Source organism: Neisseria sp. P0009.S010 (assembly GCF_051958545.1).
GTDB lineage: Bacteria > Pseudomonadota > Gammaproteobacteria > Burkholderiales > Neisseriaceae > Neisseria > Neisseria subflava_A.
The window spans coordinates 25,446-44,318 of record NZ_JBQCVH010000004.1 but is presented as its reverse complement, the minus strand read 5'-3'; the positions used below and the strand labels follow the sequence as shown (position 1 = coordinate 44,318).

Here is an 18,873-nt window from a genome sequence, read left to right as displayed (position 1 = left end):
TTCACAAATAAATGATTAACACATATAAAACAAATCTTTGCTGGAATGGAGTTTAACACAAATTACATGTTGTTACATAGATTTTACAGAAGATTTTGATTTGTATTGTAAACATTTATACGCTCTACGCTTTTTCAAAAATTGAGGCCGTCTGAAAAGCTTTTTTTCAGACGGCCTGTTCTATTTATAAAGCCGTTAGAACGCTTGATTGATGCCCAACTGCTTCAGCAAATATTCGAATGTTTCCGGCGTATCAAAATGCAGCACGATTTTGCCTTTTTTCTGATTGCTGGTTTTGACTTCGGCATTAACGCCCAAATGCTCGGTCAATGCATCATTGATGCGGCGGATATCCGGGCTGATGGTTTTGGCTGCTTCGGGCTTGGCTTTTTGATGCGCCAATTGGCTGCGGCGTTCTACTTCGCGCACCGACCAGCCGTTTTTGACGGCTTTTTGCGCCAACTCCAATTGATCGACCACATGCAAGGTCAGCAACGCACGGGCATGACCCATTTCCAGACGGCGTTGGTAAAGCATTTCTTGAACCGGCTCAGGCAGGCTCAACAGGCGCAGGCTGTTGGAGATGGCGCTGCGGCTTTTACCGACGGCTTTTGCGATGGTTTCATGAGTCAGGCCGAATTCATCGGCAAGGCGTTTCAAACCTTGAGCTTCTTCAATCGGATTGAGGTTTTCACGTTGCAGGTTTTCAATCAAACCCATGGCCAACGCGGTTTCGTCGCTGATGGTTTTGATGACGACGGGAATTTCGGTCAAACCGGCCAACTGGGAAGCACGCCAACGGCGTTCGCCGGCAATCAATTCATATTGAGACAGACCACGTTCGCGTACGATAACCGGCTGGATAATACCTTGCGCTTTAATGGAGTCAGCCAATTCCTGCAAGGCTTCGTCATCCATTTGCACACGCGCCTGATAGCGGCCGGGCTGAATATCGGCGATGGCAACCGTTGTCAGGCGGTCGCTACTGCTGCTGTCCACCGCATTGGATATCAGCGAATCCAAACCGCGTCCCAATCCACCTTTTGCTTTTGCCATATTGTTTTCCCTTTCAGACGGCCTCAATGTTGAAATGACGTATTCTATCGGATATTGCCACTTTACGACAATTTGAATCACGATGATTTGACCCTTGCCGTTTATTTACGGAGCGAAACCGCAAACATGCCCCTTAAAGCATTGCTCAAGCGGATTTCTTCCGCATTTTCCAACATGGTGCGCGAGATATGGGTTTCTTTGATTGTATCCGCACCTAAAAGCTGAGGCTGCTTCAATACCGCTTGGCGCATTACCCCGTTCAAAATATCCAAATCCAAAGACGGCGTAAGCCATTGTCCCTGATATTTGATAAACACATTGCTTCTTCCGCCCTCCAACAACAGGCCGTCTGAATTGAAAAACAAGCTGTCAAATGCGCCCTGCCCTTCTGCTGTTTTCCACGCTTGGTCAAACATTTCACGGCGCGTGGTTTTGAAGCGGCGCAGATAATCGCGTTGGCTTAATGTGTGCTCACTCAAGATAACGTATTGTTGTTCACTCAATTCAGAAACAGCCGCATGACTCAATGCAAGGCCGTCTGAAAACAAGGCGGCTTTGACTCTAAACAACCCATTTGGCAACGCATCTATATAATGTTGGATTTGCTCTATTGCGTTTTCAGGCCAAGTCAGGTTGAGTGCTTGCGCCGAGCTGTTCAGACGGCCCAAATGCAAATCAAGCAAACGGCATTGTTTGTTTTCCACGCGCATGGTTTCAAAAATACCGAAATCAGGCCGCAAGTCATTGAGAAAACGCGCCTTCCAACCGCACTCGCGATATTCGGCCTCCGGATCGCTATCAATCACAATTCCCGAACCCACGCCATAAACACCTTGATAAAGGCCGTCTGAAACCGGCTTCAGGGATAAGGTGCGGATCACGACATTAAACACGCCTTCAAACCCCAAACCCGTATCACACGGATGCAAAAAGCCGATGCTGCCTGTGTACAAACCGCGCGGTTCGGATTCAAGGGACTCAATAATCTGCATACTCATGCGTTTGGGTGCGCCGGTGATACTGCCGCACGGGAAGGCTGCGCGGAGAATATCGGCAACCGAAACATCAGCCAGCGCCTGCGCCTCAATAGCACTGGTCATCTGCCAAACACTGCCGAAACGGGAAACTTTAAACGGTTCAGGCACGCGTACTTTGCCTGTTTGCGCGATTTTGCCGAGGTCATTGCGCAACAAGTCGACAATCATCACATTTTCGGCGCGGTTTTTCGGATCGTTTTGCAATTCAACGGCGCGGCGTTCATCTTGTCCGTCAAGAAGAATCGGCGCAGTGCCCTTCATCGGCTCGGTTGTAATCAGGCCGTCTGAATCGATTTTGAGGAAAAGTTCGGGAGAAAAACACAAAGTCCACGCGTCCTGCCCTACCCCGTCGGGCAGACAAGACAAAACGGCATACGGCACAGGCTGGCGCAAGCGGCGGTAAAGTTGGATCGGATTGCCGTAAGTTTGCAGGTGCAGGCGTGCGGTGTAATTGATTTGATAGGTATCGCCGCGGCGGATGGCTTCGTGGATTTGACGGATATGCTCGAGATAATCGGCTTCGGATACGGAGAATCGGGGAGTGGAAATACCTGCCTCAAGGCCGTCTGAATGATTGGCCAGCCAGTTTTCGGCATCGATTTCGGAATAATCGGCAAACCAGTGCAAACGCAGACTGCCACTGCGACCAGACGGAATATCCATCAGCGGCAACCCGAATTCGTAGTCTGCAAACAACACTGCATGCAAACCCTTTTTCCAGCCGGCTTGCAAAATACTTGTTAACGAATCCAGTTCGTTATGATAAAACCGATGGCTTTCTACATGATTTTGATAGAGTTTTGCTCGGCCGCTCACGGCATCGTCAAACAGGGCGAAATAAGGCATGATTGCTGTACAAATAGGCTGATTATACGCTGCTTTTACATAAGTTAGCAGACAAATTCAAAAAAAGCACTCAAATGTAATTTTATGTAGTCGAACGAGGCATAAAAGGGTAGAATCAAACCATACCACACTATATCATTTAAAACTTAATCGATAAGGAGACTTTATGGCAGACCACCAATTAGAACCGTTCGAGAATGTTGAACTGGGCGAGAAACAAGACCAGCTGCAAGTATTCGAAAAGGCTGTTTTGGAACACGAAGGACGCGGTTCAGACGAAGATTCCAGCAGCGCACCGCTTCCTGCCAACTACCCGTACAAACAACGTATGCGCCGTTCTGTTTACGAAAAAGAAAAACAGAAGCTGCAAATCGAATTATTGAAAGTACAAAGCTGGGTCAAAGATTCCGGCCAACGCATCGTCAGCCTGTTTGAAGGCCGCGATGCAGCCGGTAAAGGCGGTACCATCAAACGCTTTATGGAACATTTGAACCCGCGCGGCGCACGCGTTGTCGCACTGGAAAAACCGACCACTACCGAACGCGGCCAATGGTATTTCCAACGCTACATCCAAAACCTGCCGACCGCAGGCGAAATGGTATTCTTCGACCGCTCATGGTACAACCGTGCCGGCGTAGAACGCGTCATGGGCTTCTGCGAACCTAACGAATACCTACTCTTCATGCGTCAAACCCCTGAATTGGAACGTATGCTTGTTGCCAGCGGCATCCACCTGTTCAAATTCTGGTTCTCCGTATCCCGTGAAGAACAACTCCGCCGCTTCATCTCCCGCCGCGACGACCCCCTGAAACACTGGAAACTGTCCCCTGTGGATATCCAGTCGCTCGACCGCTGGGACGACTACACCGAAGCCAAAAACGCCATGTTCTTCCACACCCACACCGGCGACGCGCCTTGGGTCATCATCCGTTCCGATGACAAAAAACGTGCACGTTTGAACTGTATCCGCTACTTCCTGCATCAGCTGGACTATCCGGGCAAAGACGTGAAAGCCATCGGCAAAGTGGACGAGAAAATCGTTTTGGTTCCCGATACACGTTACAAAGACAAAACTGTCGATCTCGGACACGATTAATTTGTAACATTACCAAAGGCCGTCTGAAATTTCATCTTTCAGACGGCCTTTTCTTAATCCTCGCGATTCCAGTACGTTTTTTGTGCGAATACCAATTTATTGTCAGTGAATTTCAAACTGTCCAAATTCAATGCCCAAACATCGCTTTTCATCACTCGAGCAGCAGGATGCGCTTTGTAATACAAAGACTGCGCCGCTTTCAAATCCGCTTCATCCTCAATCAAAGCGGCAGTCGCCGCAAACTGAATGCCGCTGATTTTTGCGATGCTGTCAGGTTGTCCGGCAATGGTACCGGCTACTTTGGCAGAACGACTCATCATTCCGCCATGCTTCGTTTTCAAAGATGTCAGCACAATCAATCGGGCATTCACCTCATCAAACACATAAAAACAGCAAGCTGCCCAAACTTCGCCCTCTTCCGCAGCAGCAATACTGACGACATGATGATTGCTCAAAAACTTCACTATATTGACAGGAATCGTTTGCATGGTTTTTATCTTCCTTCGCAGTAGACGAAATTATGCTCAGGCCGTCTGAAACATCAGCCCTGCCAGCGCGGCACATCGTTTTGAATGATGCCGAACAAGTCCAAAGCATGAGAGACGCTGTGTGTAATCATATCTTCGATGGATTCAGGCTTCTGATATAAAGCCGGAACGGGAGGAAACACGATACCGCCCATCTCTGTCACGCGGCGCATATTTTCAATGTGCGCCAAGTTTAACGGCGCTTCACGCACCATCAACACCAGCCTGCGCCGCTCTTTCAACGTTACATCCGCCGCACGGCTGAGCAAATTATCGGCAAACCCGTGAGCAACCGAAGCCAAAGTTTTCATTGAACACGGCGCAATCAACATTCCGTCCGTCAAAAACGAACCGCTGGCAATGCTTGCCCCGACATTACGGATGGAATGCACGACATCTGCCAAAGCATAAACGTCTTCTTTGGTGTAATCCGTTTCCAAAGTACGGGTCATTTCCGCCCCTTGTGAAACCACCAAATGCGTTTCTACCTGATGCGCACGCAAAAGCTGCAAAGCCTTCACGCCATACTGAAAACCGCTGGCACCGCTGATGCCGACAACCAAACGCTTCATTGTATTTCCCTGTCTCGGCCTAAAGATAAATAAAAGGCAGATTCTCAAGACGAAAAAATAACCGCTAAAAAGCGGTTAGATTTTCTAATGTGGTGCCGACAGCGAGATTTGAACTCGCACAGCCTACGGCCACTACCCCCTCAAGATAGCGTGTCTACCAATTCCACCATGTCGGCATAAATCAAATTGTCTTACTGCTGCTGAGGATTTGGTGCAACAGGAGTTGTATTGTTTTGTGCAGGCGTTGCAGGCTTAGGAGCTTGCTGGGTCTGCTTCACATCGCTGAAGTCTAAACCGTGCTTACTGGAGTGGGTGTGAATATACACCATCGCCATACAGGTCGCAAAGAAAAATGTTGCGGCAATGGCAGTCGAGCGGCTGAGGAAGTTGGCATTACCGGCAGAACCGAATACGCCTTGCGCGCTACCGCTGCCGGAACCGAACGTTGCGCCGGCATCCGCGCCTTTACCGTGTTGCAGCAATACTAACACGATTACGGCTAAAGCGGAAATAATATTAATGATCCAGATAAGGGTTTTAAAGGCTTCCATATGTTTTCTACGAGGCTTGTGCTGCGTTGATGATGGCGGTAAAGGAGTCATATGATAATGACGCGCCACCAACCAATGCGCCGTCTACATGAGGTACTGCGAAGATGTCGGCTGCGTTATCCGCTTTCACACTTCCGCCGTAAAGAACGCGGATTTTAACATCGCTTCCGCACAAAGACAAGATTTCTTTGTAGATAAATGCGTGCATATCGGCGATTTGTTCGACGGTGGCGACTTTGCCTGTACCGATCGCCCAAACCGGCTCGTAGGCAACGGCGATGTTTTTGGTGTTCAAACCTTGCAGGATGGAAAGCTGGTGGGCAATGACTTCGTGTTCTTTACCGGCTTCGCGTTCTTCCAAGCTTTCGCCGACGCACAACAATGGAATCAGGCCGACGTTGAGGACGTTTTCCATTTTGCGGCGTTGGATTTCGTTTTTCTCGCCGAAATAAAGGCTGCGCTCGGAGTGGCCGATGAGAACGATGTCTGTACCGATGTCGGCAAGCATTTCGGCGGACACTTCGCCAGTGTATGCGCCGTTATTCGGGAAACGGCTCACGTCTTGCGCACAGGTTAAGATGCGGTTGTTCAAAACAATCTGCATGGCGTTGTGCAGTTGCAACAGATAAACGGTTGGAGCGGCCAGGCCGATTAACACGCGTTCTGCGGTTGGCATGACACGGAAGCGGTGCATAAGCGCATTGTTGTTTTGGAGTCGGCCGTTCATTTTCCAGTTGCCGATAACCCATTTTTGGTCCCACATTCCGATTTGGTGATACATCTTTATTGCTCCGTGTGTTGGTTGTTGCTTGTTGTAGCGTCGTGTAATGTGAAAGTTTAGTGGATATATGTGCGCTTGGCAATTATTAACAAGCCTCGAGGCCGTCTGAAAGATGGCACACTCTCCGACAAGGATTTATAATGTATGCTTCGATAAAATTAAGAATTGAACGGAGCACAAATATGGACTTTGAAAAAGCGCGTTTCAATATGGTTGAACAGCAGATTCGTCCGTGGGATGTCTTGGACTTCGACATTTTGGATGCTTTGGAGGAGATCGGGCGCGAACATTTTGTCGGCGAGGCTTTTCAAGGTTTGGCCTATGCGGATATGGAGCTGCCGCTGGCCAACGGCCATAAAATGTTGGAACCCAAAGTCGTTGCCCGCCTAGCTCAAGGTTTGAAACTGAAAAAAGACGAAACTGTCTTAGAAATCGGTACAGGCTCAGGCTATGCAACCGCCCTGCTATCCAAACTGGCCGGCAAAGTCGTCACTGACGACATTGATGCCGAGCAGCAGCAACGCGCCAAAAAAGTTTTGGACGAATTGGGCTTTGCCAACGTCGATTATGTGCAAAACAACGGCCTGACCGAAGCATCGCAAGGCGCTCCTTTTGATGCGATTTATGTGGGCGGCGCAGTAGACAGCGTACCTGAAATTCTGAAAGAGCAACTGAAAGACGGTGGCCGTATGGTGGTCATCGTCGGCCGCAAACCGGTACAACGCGCGCTTTTGCTGACGCGTAACGGCAATGAGTTTTCCGAAAAAGTATTGTTCGACACCGTCGTGGCACACTTGGAAGACAAATCGGCCAATCCGTTCGGCGATTTCGATTTTTAAACAACAGGCCGTCTGAAAGTTCAGACGGCCTCATACTTTTATACCCGACCCTATGACCGACATTATCCAACTCTCGCCCACCGAATTGAAACAATGGCAGGACGAAGGCCGCGCATTTCATCTGCTCGACGTCCGCACCGATGAAGAACGCGCCATCTGCACCCTGCCCGCCGCCATTCATATCCCGATGAACCTCATCCCCCTGCGCCAAAACGAGCTGCCCGACGACGATTTGCCCATCGTCATTTACTGCCACCACGGCATCCGCAGCCTGCACACGGCAATATATTTGGAAGACGCCGGATTTGAAAACCTCTACAACCTGCAGGGCGGTATTGATGCTTGGGCAATGCAGGTTGACAGCAAAATGATGCGGTATTGAATCGGTTTTATCAATAAAAGGCCGTCTGAAACTGGATTTCAGACGGCCTTTGCAATTATTTCACAAACCTTGCATCTGCCATAAACGGCCGTGTAGCGGCTGGTTTGGCGGAATAGAAGCGGGAGAACGTGCTGTCGATTTTGGTCTGTATCGGCTTACCGTCCAATGTTGCCGATGCTTCCAATTTCACACCACCGCCACTGGTTTCGCCCAATTTCATATTTGGCAACGTCAGTTTGGCAATATTGAGTTTCACATTTTCCACTTTGGTATCGGGGGACATCAGCTGTTTGCCGACGGGGCGGATTTTTTCACCCTCATCATGAGGCGCGGCACCACCGTTATCGTCAACCACGCCGATATTAATCAATCTGGCAGACGCCAAATCCATCTTGCCGTTTTTGACCGGAATACCGACAAACAGTTTTACGCCACGATGAATGAACGTATTGTCCCGCCACTGAGTTTGGCCCTCTTTCGGCGGTTTGGTTTCTGCCGCCACCGAATAAGTGCGGCCCATAATCATCAATTTATAACCTGGAATTTTTTTCGAACCGAATCCATCGGTAATGTCTTCGACCAGTTGCGGCGCAGTCAGGGTTTCGTTTGCCAAAATACGGGCTGAAGTTTCTGCCAAATGGGCAGGCTTGCCGTCTATGGTCAATGCCTGTTCATGGCCGAAATCAGACGCAAATGCAGGCACGGCGGCCAGCGCGGCGGCCAATGCTAGAATACGGATAGTTTTCATTGCAGACTCCTGATAAAAATGTAATTGGGTTGATTACCCGATAAAATCCGGGCAATATTGATTGGAGTCGATATTTTTATATAAATGATACAGATTATCAAGAATATTTGTATTTTAAAATAAAAAAGGCCGTCTGAAATCCAGTTTCAGACGGCCTTTTAATCTACTTACAACCTTCTATCAGTCTTTGAAGCGTTTGAATACCAATGTGCCGTTGGTACCGCCAAAGCCGAAGGAATTGGAGATGGCAACGTCGATTTTCGCATCGCGTGCTTCGTTGGCGCAGTAGTCCAAATCGCAACCGGCTTCAACGTCTTGTTCAAAGATGTTGATGGTCGGTGGAGATTTTTGCTCGTGTACTGCCAACACGCTGTACAACGCTTCCACGCCGCCGGCCGCGCCGAGCAAGTGGCCGGTCATAGATTTGGTAGAGTTAACAATGACTTTGCGCGCATGATCGCCCAAAGCGCGTTTGAGGGCTTTGGTTTCGTTGGCATCGCCCAGCGGAGTGGACGTACCGTGTGCGTTGACGTAATCCACGTCTTCAGGATTCAGGCCGGCATCTTTCAGCGCACGAGTAACCGCCAATGCAGGGCCTTCTTCGTTAGGCGCGGTAATGTGGTAGGCATCTGAGCTCATACCGAAGCCGACGATTTCGGCGTAAATTTTCGCACCGCGTTTTTTCGCGTGTTCCAATTCTTCCAACACCAGCACGCCAGCGCCTTCGCCGATAACGAAACCGTCACGGCCTTTGTCCCACGGACGGGAAGCGGTAGCAGGGTCATCGTTTCGGGTGGAAAGTGCCTTCATGGCAGCAAAACCGCCAACGCCCAAAGTGCTGATTGCGCCTTCCGCACCACCGGCAATCATCACATCCGCGTCGCCGTATTTAATCAGTCGTGCAGAATCACCGATGGAGTGTGCACCGGTCGTACAGGCAGAAACCATGCCGTAGCTTGGGCCGCGGTAGCCTTTAAGGATGGTAACATGGCCGGAAATCAGGTTAATCAGCGAGCCTGGGATAAAGAAAGGATTGATTTTGCGCGCGCCGCCTTCGATAACGGCTTTACCGGTCGCTTCAATGCTCGGCAGGCCGCCGATACCGGAACCGATGTTGACACCGACGCGGTCTTTGTCGAGGGTTTCCAAATCGTCCAAGCCTGAATCATTGATGGCTTGCAGGGCGGCGGCGATACCGTAGTGGATGAACACGTCCATGCGGCGCGCTTCTTTTGCGCTGATGTATTGGCCGATGTCGAAATCGCGCACTTCGCCGGCGATTTGGCTGTTGATGTCGGATGTGTCAAAGCGGGTAATCCGTCCGATGCCGCTTTTGCCTGCGAGCAGATTGCTCCATGCGGTGGCGACGTCGTTGCCGACCGGTGATACTTGGCCAAGACCTGTGATGACTACTCTTCTCTGACTCATGATAATCTCGCTGTTGGTTGTCGGGATTTTCGCGGCAGCCTTGCTCTTTTTCTTCGTGAAAACAGGCAAAACTCATGCCGTCTGAAATTTCAGGGGTTTAATAATAAGGTAAAAGCCTCTATTGCGATGGCGCAGCAGAGGCTGGATGTTTGGTGCGACCGATTAGCCTTGGTGGGCGTTGATGTAGTCGATAGCCAATTGTACGGTAGTGATTTTTTCAGCGTCTTCGTCAGGGATTTCGCAGCCGAAAGCTTCTTCCAAAGCCATCACCAGTTCTACGGTGTCCAGAGAGTCAGCACCCAAATCGTCTTGGAAAGAAGATTCGTTTTTCACTTCGGCTTCGTTTACGCCCAGTTGTTCAGCAACAATTTTTTTAACTTGTTGTTCGATGTTTGACATGTCAGTCGTTCCTTTTCGCCTTGCGGCAGGTTGTTTAAGGGAAATAATTCGTCGGTATTGTACCGAATTCGGATAGAGTTTTCCATCTAATCCTGCATTTTAGCACAGATTATTCAGTAAAAACCTGTTGTTGTGCATATTAGCATAGCCTGATTTTAACCTACAAGCGGGAATTTGTTTTGTTACGTATTAACATTAACATTATTAAAAAAAGGGGCTGTACTAGATTAGCAGATATGTTACCCTCGAAATATGAAGATAACACACTGCAAATTAAAGAAAAAAAGTACAGAAAGAACTGCTTCGTTTTTTTGTACTCGAAGTTACCGCCCGTTCCGCTGCCGATATTTTGGGCATTCAGCCCAACTCCGCTATTCTGTTCTACTGCAAAATTCGTATGGTTATCCGCCATTATCTGGCCTTGGTTGCCGATGAGGTTTTTGAGGGCCCTGTCGAGTTGGACGAAAGCTATTTCGGCGGACGGCGTAAAGGCAGACGTGGTCGCGGTGCGGCAGGAAAAGTGGTTGTCTTCGGCATTCTGAAACGCAACGGACGGGTCTCTACCGTTGTGGTGGATAATGCCAAGTCTGAAACGTTACTCCCTGTCATTAAAAAGAAAATCATGCCGGACAGCATTGTTTACACGGATAGCCTGAGCAGCTACGACAAGTTGGACGTGAGCGGTTTTATCCATTACCGCATCAACCATTCCAAGGAATTTGCCGACCGTCAGAACCACATTAACGGCATTGAGAACTTTTGGAATCAGGCAAAACGCGTCTTGCGCAAATACAACGGAATCGATCGCAAATCTTTCCCGCTGTTCTTGAAAGAATGCGAATTTCGATTTAATTTCGGCATACCGTCTCAACAGCTTAAAATCCTGCAAAAATGGTGTGGAATTTAGGGCTAATCTAGTACAGCCCCTTAAAAAATTTTGATGGCGGTTGCTGCTGAAAAAGTAGGAATTGGATTTGAGAGAAGGTTTTTGCATATGCTGGTTTCGTGAAGGCCTACGCAGGATCAGCGTTGTCAGCGTTTTCATGTGTATGCTAACCTTCTGCAAGGTATCTGCTTAATCATATTTGAAATCAGTATTAAAGCATAATTATCAGTATCCGAAATTCCAGTTAATTAAATATTCAGAGACAATCGTTAAGATTGATTTAAGGATGAAAATGCAAGACCAAGAAAACATTAAAAACCAAGAAGAACAAGAAAATCAGCCAAAAGAAGACAATGGTGCCATGACCAAGTTGCAAGATGTGTTCAATCTTGCGCATGACCAGGCCCATCCCGATAAAATTGATGCCGTCATCCGCGCCAATACTCGGGTGTCCGGAACCAATATGTGGGTATTGATGTTTGCCATTGCCGTGGCGAGTATCGGTCTGAATGTAAACAGCACGGCGGTAGTGATCGGCGCGATGTTGATTTCGCCGTTGATGGGGCCGATTGTCGGTATGGGTTACGGTTTGGCGGTAGGGGATACTGCGCTGATCCGTCAAGCCGTGCGCAATATTATTATATTCGTCGTCATCAGCTTGATTACCGCTACGTTGTATTTCCTGTTAACCCCGCTTAAAGAGGCGCAAAGCGAGCTTTTGGCGCGTACTCAGCCGACCCTTTGGGATGTGTTGATTGCCTTCTTCGGCGGTAGTGCGGGTATTGTGGCGCTGACTCGAAAAGAAGGAGGCAATGCCATACCGGGTGTGGCGATTGCTACCGCATTGATGCCGCCCCTGTGTACTGCGGGCTACGGACTGGCACATGGCAACTGGCACTACTTTCTCGGTGCTTCATATCTTTTTGCCATCAACTGCGTGTTCATCGCTTTTTCGACCTTGTTGTTTTCCAAGCTGCTCAAGCTGCCGCGCAGGGGGTTGGTAACGGAATCCAAACGCCGGTTGCAAAGCATCATTATTACTGCCGTCGTGTTGGCTGTGATGATTCCGAGCGGCTATATGGCATCAGGACTGGTGCGTCAGGAGATCTTCAACACCAGAGCCAATGCCGCCATTGCCACTGCGCAGCAACAGGAAGGTTTTTTCGTGCTGCGTAAGATGTTGAACCACAGAGAAAATAAAGTCGGTCTGATTGTCAATGGAACGGGCAATGCCGAGAAAATTTCCGCCTTGCTGGTGAAAAGCCTTAACGCGTCGGGGGTGAAAGAGCCGAAGGTCAACGTGGTCTATGCGGGAGGGAACGATGCTAAAATCGAAGAATTGCTGGCAAGCCGAAACAACCCGGTTCAGCAGCAAAATGAGCTGAAAGAGCAGCAGGCCTATATCGATACCATACTGGCAGGCAAAGCCTCCGATATCGACGATGCAGCGGTACTCAAGGAATTAAAAGCCCAATATCCGGAAGCGGAAAAAATCGTTGTCGGACGCGGCTTGGCTTGGGATAAAGCGCAAACAACGCCTGTTTCCGAACAGTCTGAAAGCCAAAAAAACGCAGAACCGAAGACAGATACATATGACGATATCGTCGTTGTCTCTCTCGAATTGGAGCAGCCATTGCCTGCCAAAGATCACGAGCGGATACAGGCGTGGTTAAGCCAGCGTTATGAGGGTAAGGTCGTGCGCATATTATTAACGCACAAGTCTCAGACAGATAAACCGTCTAATGAATAATCGCCTTCAGACTTTATCCATTTCCGAGAAATCATTGATTGTTCCTAGTACACCAAATCCGCCTCAAACACGCCTCTCAAGGCGTTGGAGAGGCAGATTTTTTCTGCGCGTTCGAGCATGTCGTGGGTGATGTGCGTTTCGATGATGGTGTCCGCGCCCAAGTAGGTTTGCAGCTGCTGCAACACGGCTTGGCGCATGATGCCGTTGAGGATATCCAAATCCAGAGACGGGGTAAGACGGGTGTTTTTGTGCATGTTCATGTTTCAGTATTCTCCTGGAAATACTGTAAACAACGCTACTAGTTTCTACAGCATCGAGTTGATAACGTTCTCCCACACCGGCAAGGTTTTCTGCGCCAAGGACGAGTTTGAGTTTCTCAAAGTCGATTTGGTCTTTGCAAAAGACTTCGGGAAAGATTTGTTTGAGTTTTAATATATTGTTTTGTTTGAAATTATTTTCTAAATCGTGTATAATTTCTCGGCTCGGTTGCCATAATTGCGTCTTCCATCAATGATTACTTACAAAGTGTCCATTTTATCGGGATATGTTGAAAGTTAAAAGAAAAGAAGGCCGTCTGGGAAACTTTAATATTCGTTTTTCAGACGGCCTTCTTTTCACTTGCCGAAACAAGAGTATTTTGTTTCTCAACTTTACAAAACGGTCAGTCCTGTTGCTTGCTTCTACCCTAAAAACTCTTTCAAAAACAGCAAGACACAGGCAAGTTCGTCGGCGGATTCGCGTTGCGTGCCGTTGCCGGTATGGCCGCCGCCGTCCGGGGCGTAGAGCCACGATTGCGGCGAGGTTTCGCGCAGTTTGGCATAGAACTTGAGCGCGTGGGCGGGATGGACGCGGTCGTCGCTGAGGCTGGTGGTAATGAGCGCTGGCGGATAATTGATGCCGTCTGAAAGATTGTGATACGGTGACAATTCGCCCAGCCAGCGTTTGCAGACTTCGTATTTCTGCGGATTGCCGTATTCGTCCGTCCAGCTTGAACCGGCGGATAGAAGCGGATAGCGGATCATGTCGGTCAGCGGCACTTCACACACCAGCGCGCCGATGCTTTGCGGCTCGCGCACGAAGGCGGCGGCGGTAATCAGGCCGCCGTTGCTGCCGCCCTGCAAACCGATGTGTTTGGGCGAACTCATGCCGCGTTCGGACAAATCGCGCACGACTGCCAATAAATCATCAACGCTTTTGTGTTTGCTGATTCCCTGCGCCGCCTGATGCCAGCGCGGGCCAAATTCGCCGCCGCCGCGGATGTTTGCCAACACAAAGGCATTGCCCTCTTCCAGCCAATATTTGCCAACGCTACCCAGATAATGCGGCAATTCGGGAATGCCGAAACCACCATAGGCATAAACCAAAGTCGGCGTGTCGGGCGTGGCGTTTTTGCCGACGTGGAAATAAGGAATGCGCTCGCCGTCGGCCGAAGTCGTCCAAAACTGCTGTACGTTAATGCCGTCTGAATCAAACTGCTGCAGCTGACGGCGCATGACGGTCAGTTCCATCACGTTCAAATCCAGCGCAAACAGCGTCAGCGGCGTGGTGAAATCGCTGGCGGCAAGGTAAACCACGTCGCCGCCCCACGGCTGGTCGGTTATTTCCAACGCACCCGAAGGCAGGCGCGGCAGTTCGACTTCCTGCCATTTGCCGTCGGTAAAGCGCCATGCTTTCAGACGGCCTTGTACGTTCTCCAGCAGGCTCGCCACGACAAAACGCTTGGTCGTTTCCACGCTTTCCAATGCCTGCGTTTCATCGGGCGCAAACAAAAGCTGCGCCGCGCCTAATTCGCCGCGGTTTAATTTTACTGCCACCAATGCGCCGCTCGGATAGCTTTGGTTCGCGCGGTTCCAGTCCTTGCGCAGCGTCAGCAAAAGATGTCCCGCCAGATAGCCGACTACGTCGCAATCGTTGGGCAGGTTTAACGGTTTCGCCTCGCCTTCGGCTGAGACCTGCAAATAGGTTTTGGTGTAAAAACCGTCCGACGCTTCAATCAAATCAATCGGCGAACCCTGCGGATCGAGATAACGCCACGCGTTCACCATCATGCCGTCTTCGGCAATTTGATACACCGGCAGGCTTTCCTCGAAACTCTTACCACGCTCCACCAGCCACACTTCGCGCGGATAACCCGATTCGGTCAACTGGCGTTCGTCCCAAGCCGGACACACCCAAACGCTGTTTTCATCGCGCCACGACACATGGTTTTTGCCTGCCAGAAAGTGAAAACCGCCTTCTACCAATTCCCCTGCTTCCAAATCCACTTCCAGCGTGTACGCCGTATCGCCACCCGATTTGCTCAGTGTTAACAACGCGCGGTTGGGCTTTTCCACCAAGTGCGACACGCCGCCCAAATACACATCGTCGCCAAGCAGCTCGTCGAAGTCCGCCACTGAAAACAGGATTTTCCACTCAGGATAGCCCGAACGGTAAGTCGCCGCCGTACACACGCGGTACACGCCCTTCGGGTATTCCGCATCCTGATGGAAATGGTACATCCGCGCGCGGTGTTCCTGACAAAACGGAATCTGCCGTGTGTCCTGCAATTGCGCCAAAATACCGTCGGACAATGCGCGCGCCTTGTCGTTTTCTAAAAAACGCTTGCGCGTTTCGGCATGCGCCGCGGCGGCGAAATTTTGCGTTTCGGGAGATTCGAGGTTTTCAAAATGGAGATAGGAATCGGGGTAGGATTTCATAGAAAAGGCCGTCTGAAAGATTGGGAAATGGAATTATAACGGCAAAATCAAAAAAGGCCGTCTGAAACCTGCGTTTCAGACGGCCTGAACATTCTTCAACTCAACGCCCGTATATTTTCCACAAACCTTCCTGCAAACCAAACGCAGGCTCACCGTCTTTCGGCTGGGTGCGGACGTAGCTGCCGTCAGGCTGCATCAGCCAAGCCTGGGTATTGTCTTCCAAAGCCATTTCCAAGCCTTCTCGGATCACGCGTTCTTTGAGTTCGGGCGTGGTAATCGGCGTGGCGACTTCAATGCGGCGGAAGAAGTTGCGACCCATCCAGTCGGCGCTGGAGATAAAGGTATCGTCTGCACCGTTGTTATGGAAGCAATACACGCGCGAGTGTTCGAGTTGGCGGCCGATGATGGAACGGACGCGGATGTTTTCGGACAAGCCTTTGACACCCGGGCGCAAGGTACACATACCGCGCACAATCAGATCGATTTGCACGCCTGCCGCACTGGCCTGATACAGCGCATCAATTACGCTCGGCTCGATGAGGGAGTTCATCTTGGCGATAATCCGCGCCGGTTTGCCGGCTTTGGCGTGTTCTGTTTCCTGCTTGATGCGGTCGATGACCATTTTGTGCAGGGTAAACGGGCTTTGATAGAGCTTGTTCAGACGGCCCGGCTTGCCCAAGCCTGTGATTTCCATAAACAGAATGTTCACATCGGCAGTGATTTGTTCGTCGGCGGTGATGATGCCGAAGTCAGTGTAGATGCGCGATGTGCCTTGGTGGTAGTTGCCGGTACCGAGGTGGGCATAACGCTTGAGCACGCCGTCTTCGCGGCGGATAACCAAAGCCATTTTGGCATGGACTTTGTAGCCGAATACGCCGTACACGACGTGTGCGCCTGCCTCTTCCAGCTGCTTCGCCCAGTTGACGTTGTTGGCTTCGTCAAAACGCGCCATCAGTTCGACCACGACGGTAACTTGTTTGCCCGCCAGCGCGGCCTTCATCAATGCGCGCACAAGCTCGGAATTGCTGCCGGTACGATAGATGGTCATTTTGACGGCCAACACATCCGGATCGGCCGCAGCCTCGCGTATCATTTGGACAACCGGATCAAACGACTGATACGGGTGGTGCAGCAAAATCGGCGACTGTTTGACCAGTTTGAACACGGAGCCGTTTTTACGCAAGGCTTTCAGACGGCCTGCGTTGCGCGGCGGAAACTTCAAATCCGGCCTGTCCACCAAATCGGGAACGGCATTGAGGCGCACCAAATTGACCGGCCCTTTGACCTGATACAGCTCGGTAGAAGTCAGTTTGAACTGGGCGAGTAGGAAATCGTGAATGTATGCCGGGCAAGTATCCGCCACTTCCAAGCGCACGCCGTCGCCGTATTCGCGGTCGTGCAATTCGTTTTGAATCGCGGCACGCAGGTTTTTCAAATCTTCTTCATCAACCGTCAAATCACTATCGCGCGTGAGGCGGAACTGATGGCAGTCTTTAACCTTCATGCCGGGGAAAAGTTTGCCGACATGGGCGTGCAAAATCGAAGACAAGAACACAAAGCCTGCATCGCCGCCGCAAATTTCAGACGGCATGGGGACGACGCGCGGCAAAATGCGCGGAGCCTGCACAATCGCCATCCCGGACGGACGGCCGAACGCATCCGTGCCTTCGAGTTCGACGGCGAAATTAAGCGATTTGTTTAACGGGCGAGGGAACGGGTGTGACGGATCAAGGCCGATGGGCGTGAGAATGGGCAACAGCTCGTTGTCAAAATAATTTTCAATCCATTTTTTCTGCGCGGCCGTCCATTTGTGGCGGCGATAAAAATGAATACCGGCGCGACTGAGTGCAGGCTGCAATACTTTGTTAAACAGATCGTACTGCTCGCGAATCAAGGCCTGTGCCTCTTTTGCCACCGCTTCGATGGTTTCGGCCGCGGTTTTGCCGTTGTCGAGCGGCTGATGCGGGCGCAATTTGTTTTCGCGTTTCAACCACGCCATGCGCACTTCAAAAAATTCGTCCAAATTGGAAGACACGATGCACAAAAAACGCAAACGCTCCAACAAAGGAACTTTCGTATCCTGCACCTGAGCCAGTACACGGCGGTTAAACGCCAACAGGCTGAGTTCTCGGCAGAGAATGCGGTTTTGCTCGGGCATAGTTCACTCCTGAAACATCGGTCATTAAGACTATCAAGTATAACGTTTTGACGCTGTTCCGTCAGGTTTCAGACGGCCTTGACAGAAAACCTTATCCCTATTTGAGGCAAGACAAAGGGTTATCCGTTATTTTCTATGCCGAAACAGCGGTTTTTGCTATAATGCGCAGTTTAATGCAACCGCAATACCACTGCTAAAGGATAAGAAAATGGGCTTTTTGCAAGGCAAAAAAATTCTGATTACCGGCATGATCTCCGAGCGTTCCATCGCTTACGGCATCGCCAAAGCCTGCCGCGAACAAGGCGCGGAATTGGCATTTACTTATGTTGTCGACAAACTGGAAGAGCGCGTCCGTAAAATGGCGGCCGAACTCGGCTCCGAACTCGTGTTCCGCTGCGACGTTGCCAGCGATGACGAAATCAACCAAGTTTTCGTTGATTTGGGCAAACACTGGGACGGCTTGGACGGCCTCGTCCACTCCATCGGCTTCGCCCCCAAGGAAGCCTTGAGCGGCGACTTCCTCGACAGCATCAGCCGCGAAGCGTTCAACACCGCTCACGAAATCTCCGCATACAGCCTGCCTGCGCTGGCCAAAGCCGCACGTCCGATGATGCAGGGCCGCAACGCCGCAATCGTTGCACTGAGCTACTTGGGCGCCGTTCGTGCCATTCCTAACTACAACGTTATGGGCATGGCCAAAGCCAGCCTTGAAGCCGGCATCCGCTTCACCGCCGCCTGCCTGGGCAAAGAAGGCATCCGCTGCAACGGCATCTCCGCAGGCCCGATCAAAACCCTGGCCGCTTCCGGCATCGCCGATTTAAGCAAACTCTTGGGCCACGTCGCTTCCCACAACCCATTGGGCCGCAACGTTACCACTGAAGAAGTCGGCAATACAGCCGCCTTCCTGCTGTCCGACCTCGCTTCCGGCATCACCGGCGAGATTACATACGTTGACGGCGGTTACAGCATCAACGCGCTGAACGACGAAGAGAACTAAACAGTTTTCACTCCAAACGCACTTTCATGATGAAAGTGCGTTTTTTATGGCCGTTACATTATGGTTTGAATAACTGCATGACAAAAAAGGCCGTCTGAAAGTCAAATACGAATTCGAAACATTA

18 protein-coding genes, 1 tRNA gene and 1 pseudogene are annotated in these 18,873 nt (G+C 50.4%); 7 read left to right on the top strand and 13 right to left on the bottom strand.

The features are described 5' to 3' along the window. Positions 1-195: 195 nt before the first annotated feature. Entirely contained in the window at positions 196-1,056 is an 861-nt protein-coding gene (locus ACTHSN_RS05055; protein ID WP_049323106.1) for a ParB/RepB/Spo0J family partition protein, read from the bottom strand. A 101-nt stretch (positions 1,057-1,157) separates the two neighbouring features. Next, positions 1,158-2,939 carry a bifunctional chorismate-binding protein/class IV aminotransferase gene (locus ACTHSN_RS05050; RefSeq protein ID WP_107810948.1) on the bottom strand — a complete coding sequence of 594 codons (1,782 nt, stop codon included), beginning with the start codon at positions 2,937-2,939 and terminating at the stop codon, positions 1,158-1,160. A gap of 166 nt (positions 2,940-3,105) precedes the next feature. On the opposite strand from ACTHSN_RS05050, the gene ppk2 reads away from it, so the two are divergent. Beyond that, entirely contained in the window at positions 3,106-4,035 is a 930-nt protein-coding gene (gene ppk2 / locus ACTHSN_RS05045; protein ID WP_440365136.1) for a polyphosphate kinase 2, read from the top strand. Positions 4,036-4,088: 53 nt separating this feature from the next. On the opposite strand, the gene ACTHSN_RS05040 is transcribed toward ppk2, so the two are convergent. The 5 genes from ACTHSN_RS05040 to tpiA all read right to left on the bottom strand — a co-directional run bounded on the left by ACTHSN_RS05040 (position 4,089) and on the right by tpiA (position 6,466). Next, positions 4,089-4,523, bottom strand: a complete 435-nt coding sequence (locus ACTHSN_RS05040; protein ID WP_070843303.1) for a pyridoxamine 5'-phosphate oxidase family protein — start codon at positions 4,521-4,523, stop codon at positions 4,089-4,091. A 53-nt stretch (positions 4,524-4,576) separates the two neighbouring features. Then, on the bottom strand, positions 4,577-5,134 hold the full coding sequence (locus ACTHSN_RS05035; protein WP_219089307.1) for a UbiX family flavin prenyltransferase: 558 nt from the start codon (positions 5,132-5,134) through the stop codon (positions 4,577-4,579). Positions 5,135-5,224: 90 nt separating this feature from the next. Continuing rightward, a tRNA-Leu gene (locus ACTHSN_RS05030) sits at positions 5,225-5,310 on the bottom strand. Between the two features lie 15 nt (positions 5,311-5,325). Next, positions 5,326-5,685 carry a preprotein translocase subunit SecG gene (gene secG / locus ACTHSN_RS05025; protein ID WP_003683944.1) on the bottom strand — a complete coding sequence of 120 codons (360 nt, stop codon included), beginning with the start codon at positions 5,683-5,685 and terminating at the stop codon, positions 5,326-5,328. Between the two features lie 7 nt (positions 5,686-5,692). Then, complete coding sequence (gene tpiA / locus ACTHSN_RS05020) at positions 5,693-6,466, bottom strand: triose-phosphate isomerase (RefSeq protein WP_004519014.1); 774 nt, start codon at positions 6,464-6,466, stop codon at positions 5,693-5,695. Between the two features lie 182 nt (positions 6,467-6,648). On the opposite strand from tpiA, the gene ACTHSN_RS05015 reads away from it, so the two are divergent. Beyond that, entirely contained in the window at positions 6,649-7,305 is a 657-nt protein-coding gene (locus ACTHSN_RS05015; RefSeq protein ID WP_070459784.1) for a protein-L-isoaspartate O-methyltransferase family protein, read from the top strand. 52 nt (positions 7,306-7,357) lie between these two features. Continuing rightward, positions 7,358-7,687 (top strand): rhodanese-like domain-containing protein, encoded by a 330-nt coding sequence (locus ACTHSN_RS05010; RefSeq protein WP_070583862.1) that lies wholly within the window; start codon positions 7,358-7,360, stop codon positions 7,685-7,687. 55 nt (positions 7,688-7,742) lie between these two features. Here the strand turns inward: ACTHSN_RS05010 and ACTHSN_RS05005 are convergent, their stop codons facing one another. The 3 genes from ACTHSN_RS05005 to acpP all read right to left on the bottom strand — a co-directional run bounded on the left by ACTHSN_RS05005 (position 7,743) and on the right by acpP (position 10,262). Beyond that, entirely contained in the window at positions 7,743-8,435 is a 693-nt protein-coding gene (locus ACTHSN_RS05005) for a hypothetical protein (RefSeq protein WP_049351302.1), read from the bottom strand. Positions 8,436-8,615: 180 nt separating this feature from the next. Next, entirely contained in the window at positions 8,616-9,863 is a 1,248-nt protein-coding gene (gene fabF / locus ACTHSN_RS05000; RefSeq protein ID WP_070459816.1) for a beta-ketoacyl-ACP synthase II, read from the bottom strand. Between the two features lie 162 nt (positions 9,864-10,025). Beyond that, entirely contained in the window at positions 10,026-10,262 is a 237-nt protein-coding gene (gene acpP / locus ACTHSN_RS04995; protein ID WP_003679644.1) for an acyl carrier protein, read from the bottom strand. 252 nt (positions 10,263-10,514) lie between these two features. Between acpP and ACTHSN_RS04990 the strand changes: the two are divergent. Together ACTHSN_RS04990 and ACTHSN_RS04985 are read left to right on the top strand one after the other, a co-directional pair. Then, positions 10,515-11,169: pseudogene (locus ACTHSN_RS04990) on the top strand (IS1595 family transposase). 271 nt (positions 11,170-11,440) lie between these two features. Beyond that, positions 11,441-12,898 carry a DUF389 domain-containing protein gene (locus ACTHSN_RS04985; protein WP_070583969.1) on the top strand — a complete coding sequence of 486 codons (1,458 nt, stop codon included), beginning with the start codon at positions 11,441-11,443 and terminating at the stop codon, positions 12,896-12,898. 44 nt (positions 12,899-12,942) lie between these two features. Here ACTHSN_RS04985 and ACTHSN_RS04980 read toward each other — a convergent pair whose 3' ends face one another. After that, complete coding sequence (locus tag ACTHSN_RS04980; RefSeq protein WP_234396205.1) at positions 12,943-13,158, bottom strand: aminotransferase class IV; 216 nt, start codon at positions 13,156-13,158, stop codon at positions 12,943-12,945. Here ACTHSN_RS04980 and ACTHSN_RS04975 point away from each other — a divergent pair. After that, positions 13,157-13,330: a DNA topoisomerase gene (locus ACTHSN_RS04975; RefSeq protein ID WP_083290051.1), complete on the top strand. Its 174-nt coding sequence runs from the start codon at positions 13,157-13,159 to the stop codon at positions 13,328-13,330. The genes ACTHSN_RS04980 and ACTHSN_RS04975 overlap by 2 nt on opposite strands. Before the next feature lie 248 nt (positions 13,331-13,578). On the opposite strand, the gene ACTHSN_RS04970 is transcribed toward ACTHSN_RS04975, so the two are convergent. Together ACTHSN_RS04970 and ppk1 are read right to left on the bottom strand one after the other, a co-directional pair. Continuing rightward, positions 13,579-15,594, bottom strand: a complete 2,016-nt coding sequence (locus tag ACTHSN_RS04970) for a prolyl oligopeptidase family serine peptidase (RefSeq protein WP_440365135.1) — start codon at positions 15,592-15,594, stop codon at positions 13,579-13,581. A 100-nt stretch (positions 15,595-15,694) separates the two neighbouring features. Further along, positions 15,695-17,752 (bottom strand): polyphosphate kinase 1, encoded by a 2,058-nt coding sequence (gene ppk1 / locus ACTHSN_RS04965; RefSeq protein ID WP_440365134.1) that lies wholly within the window; start codon positions 17,750-17,752, stop codon positions 15,695-15,697. Between the two features lie 208 nt (positions 17,753-17,960). Here ppk1 and fabI point away from each other — a divergent pair, with 208 nt between their 5' ends. After that, a complete protein-coding gene (fabI, locus tag ACTHSN_RS04960) occupies positions 17,961-18,749 on the top strand; it encodes an enoyl-ACP reductase FabI (RefSeq protein ID WP_003748060.1) in 789 nt (262 codons plus the stop codon). Positions 18,750-18,873 lie beyond the last annotated feature (124 nt).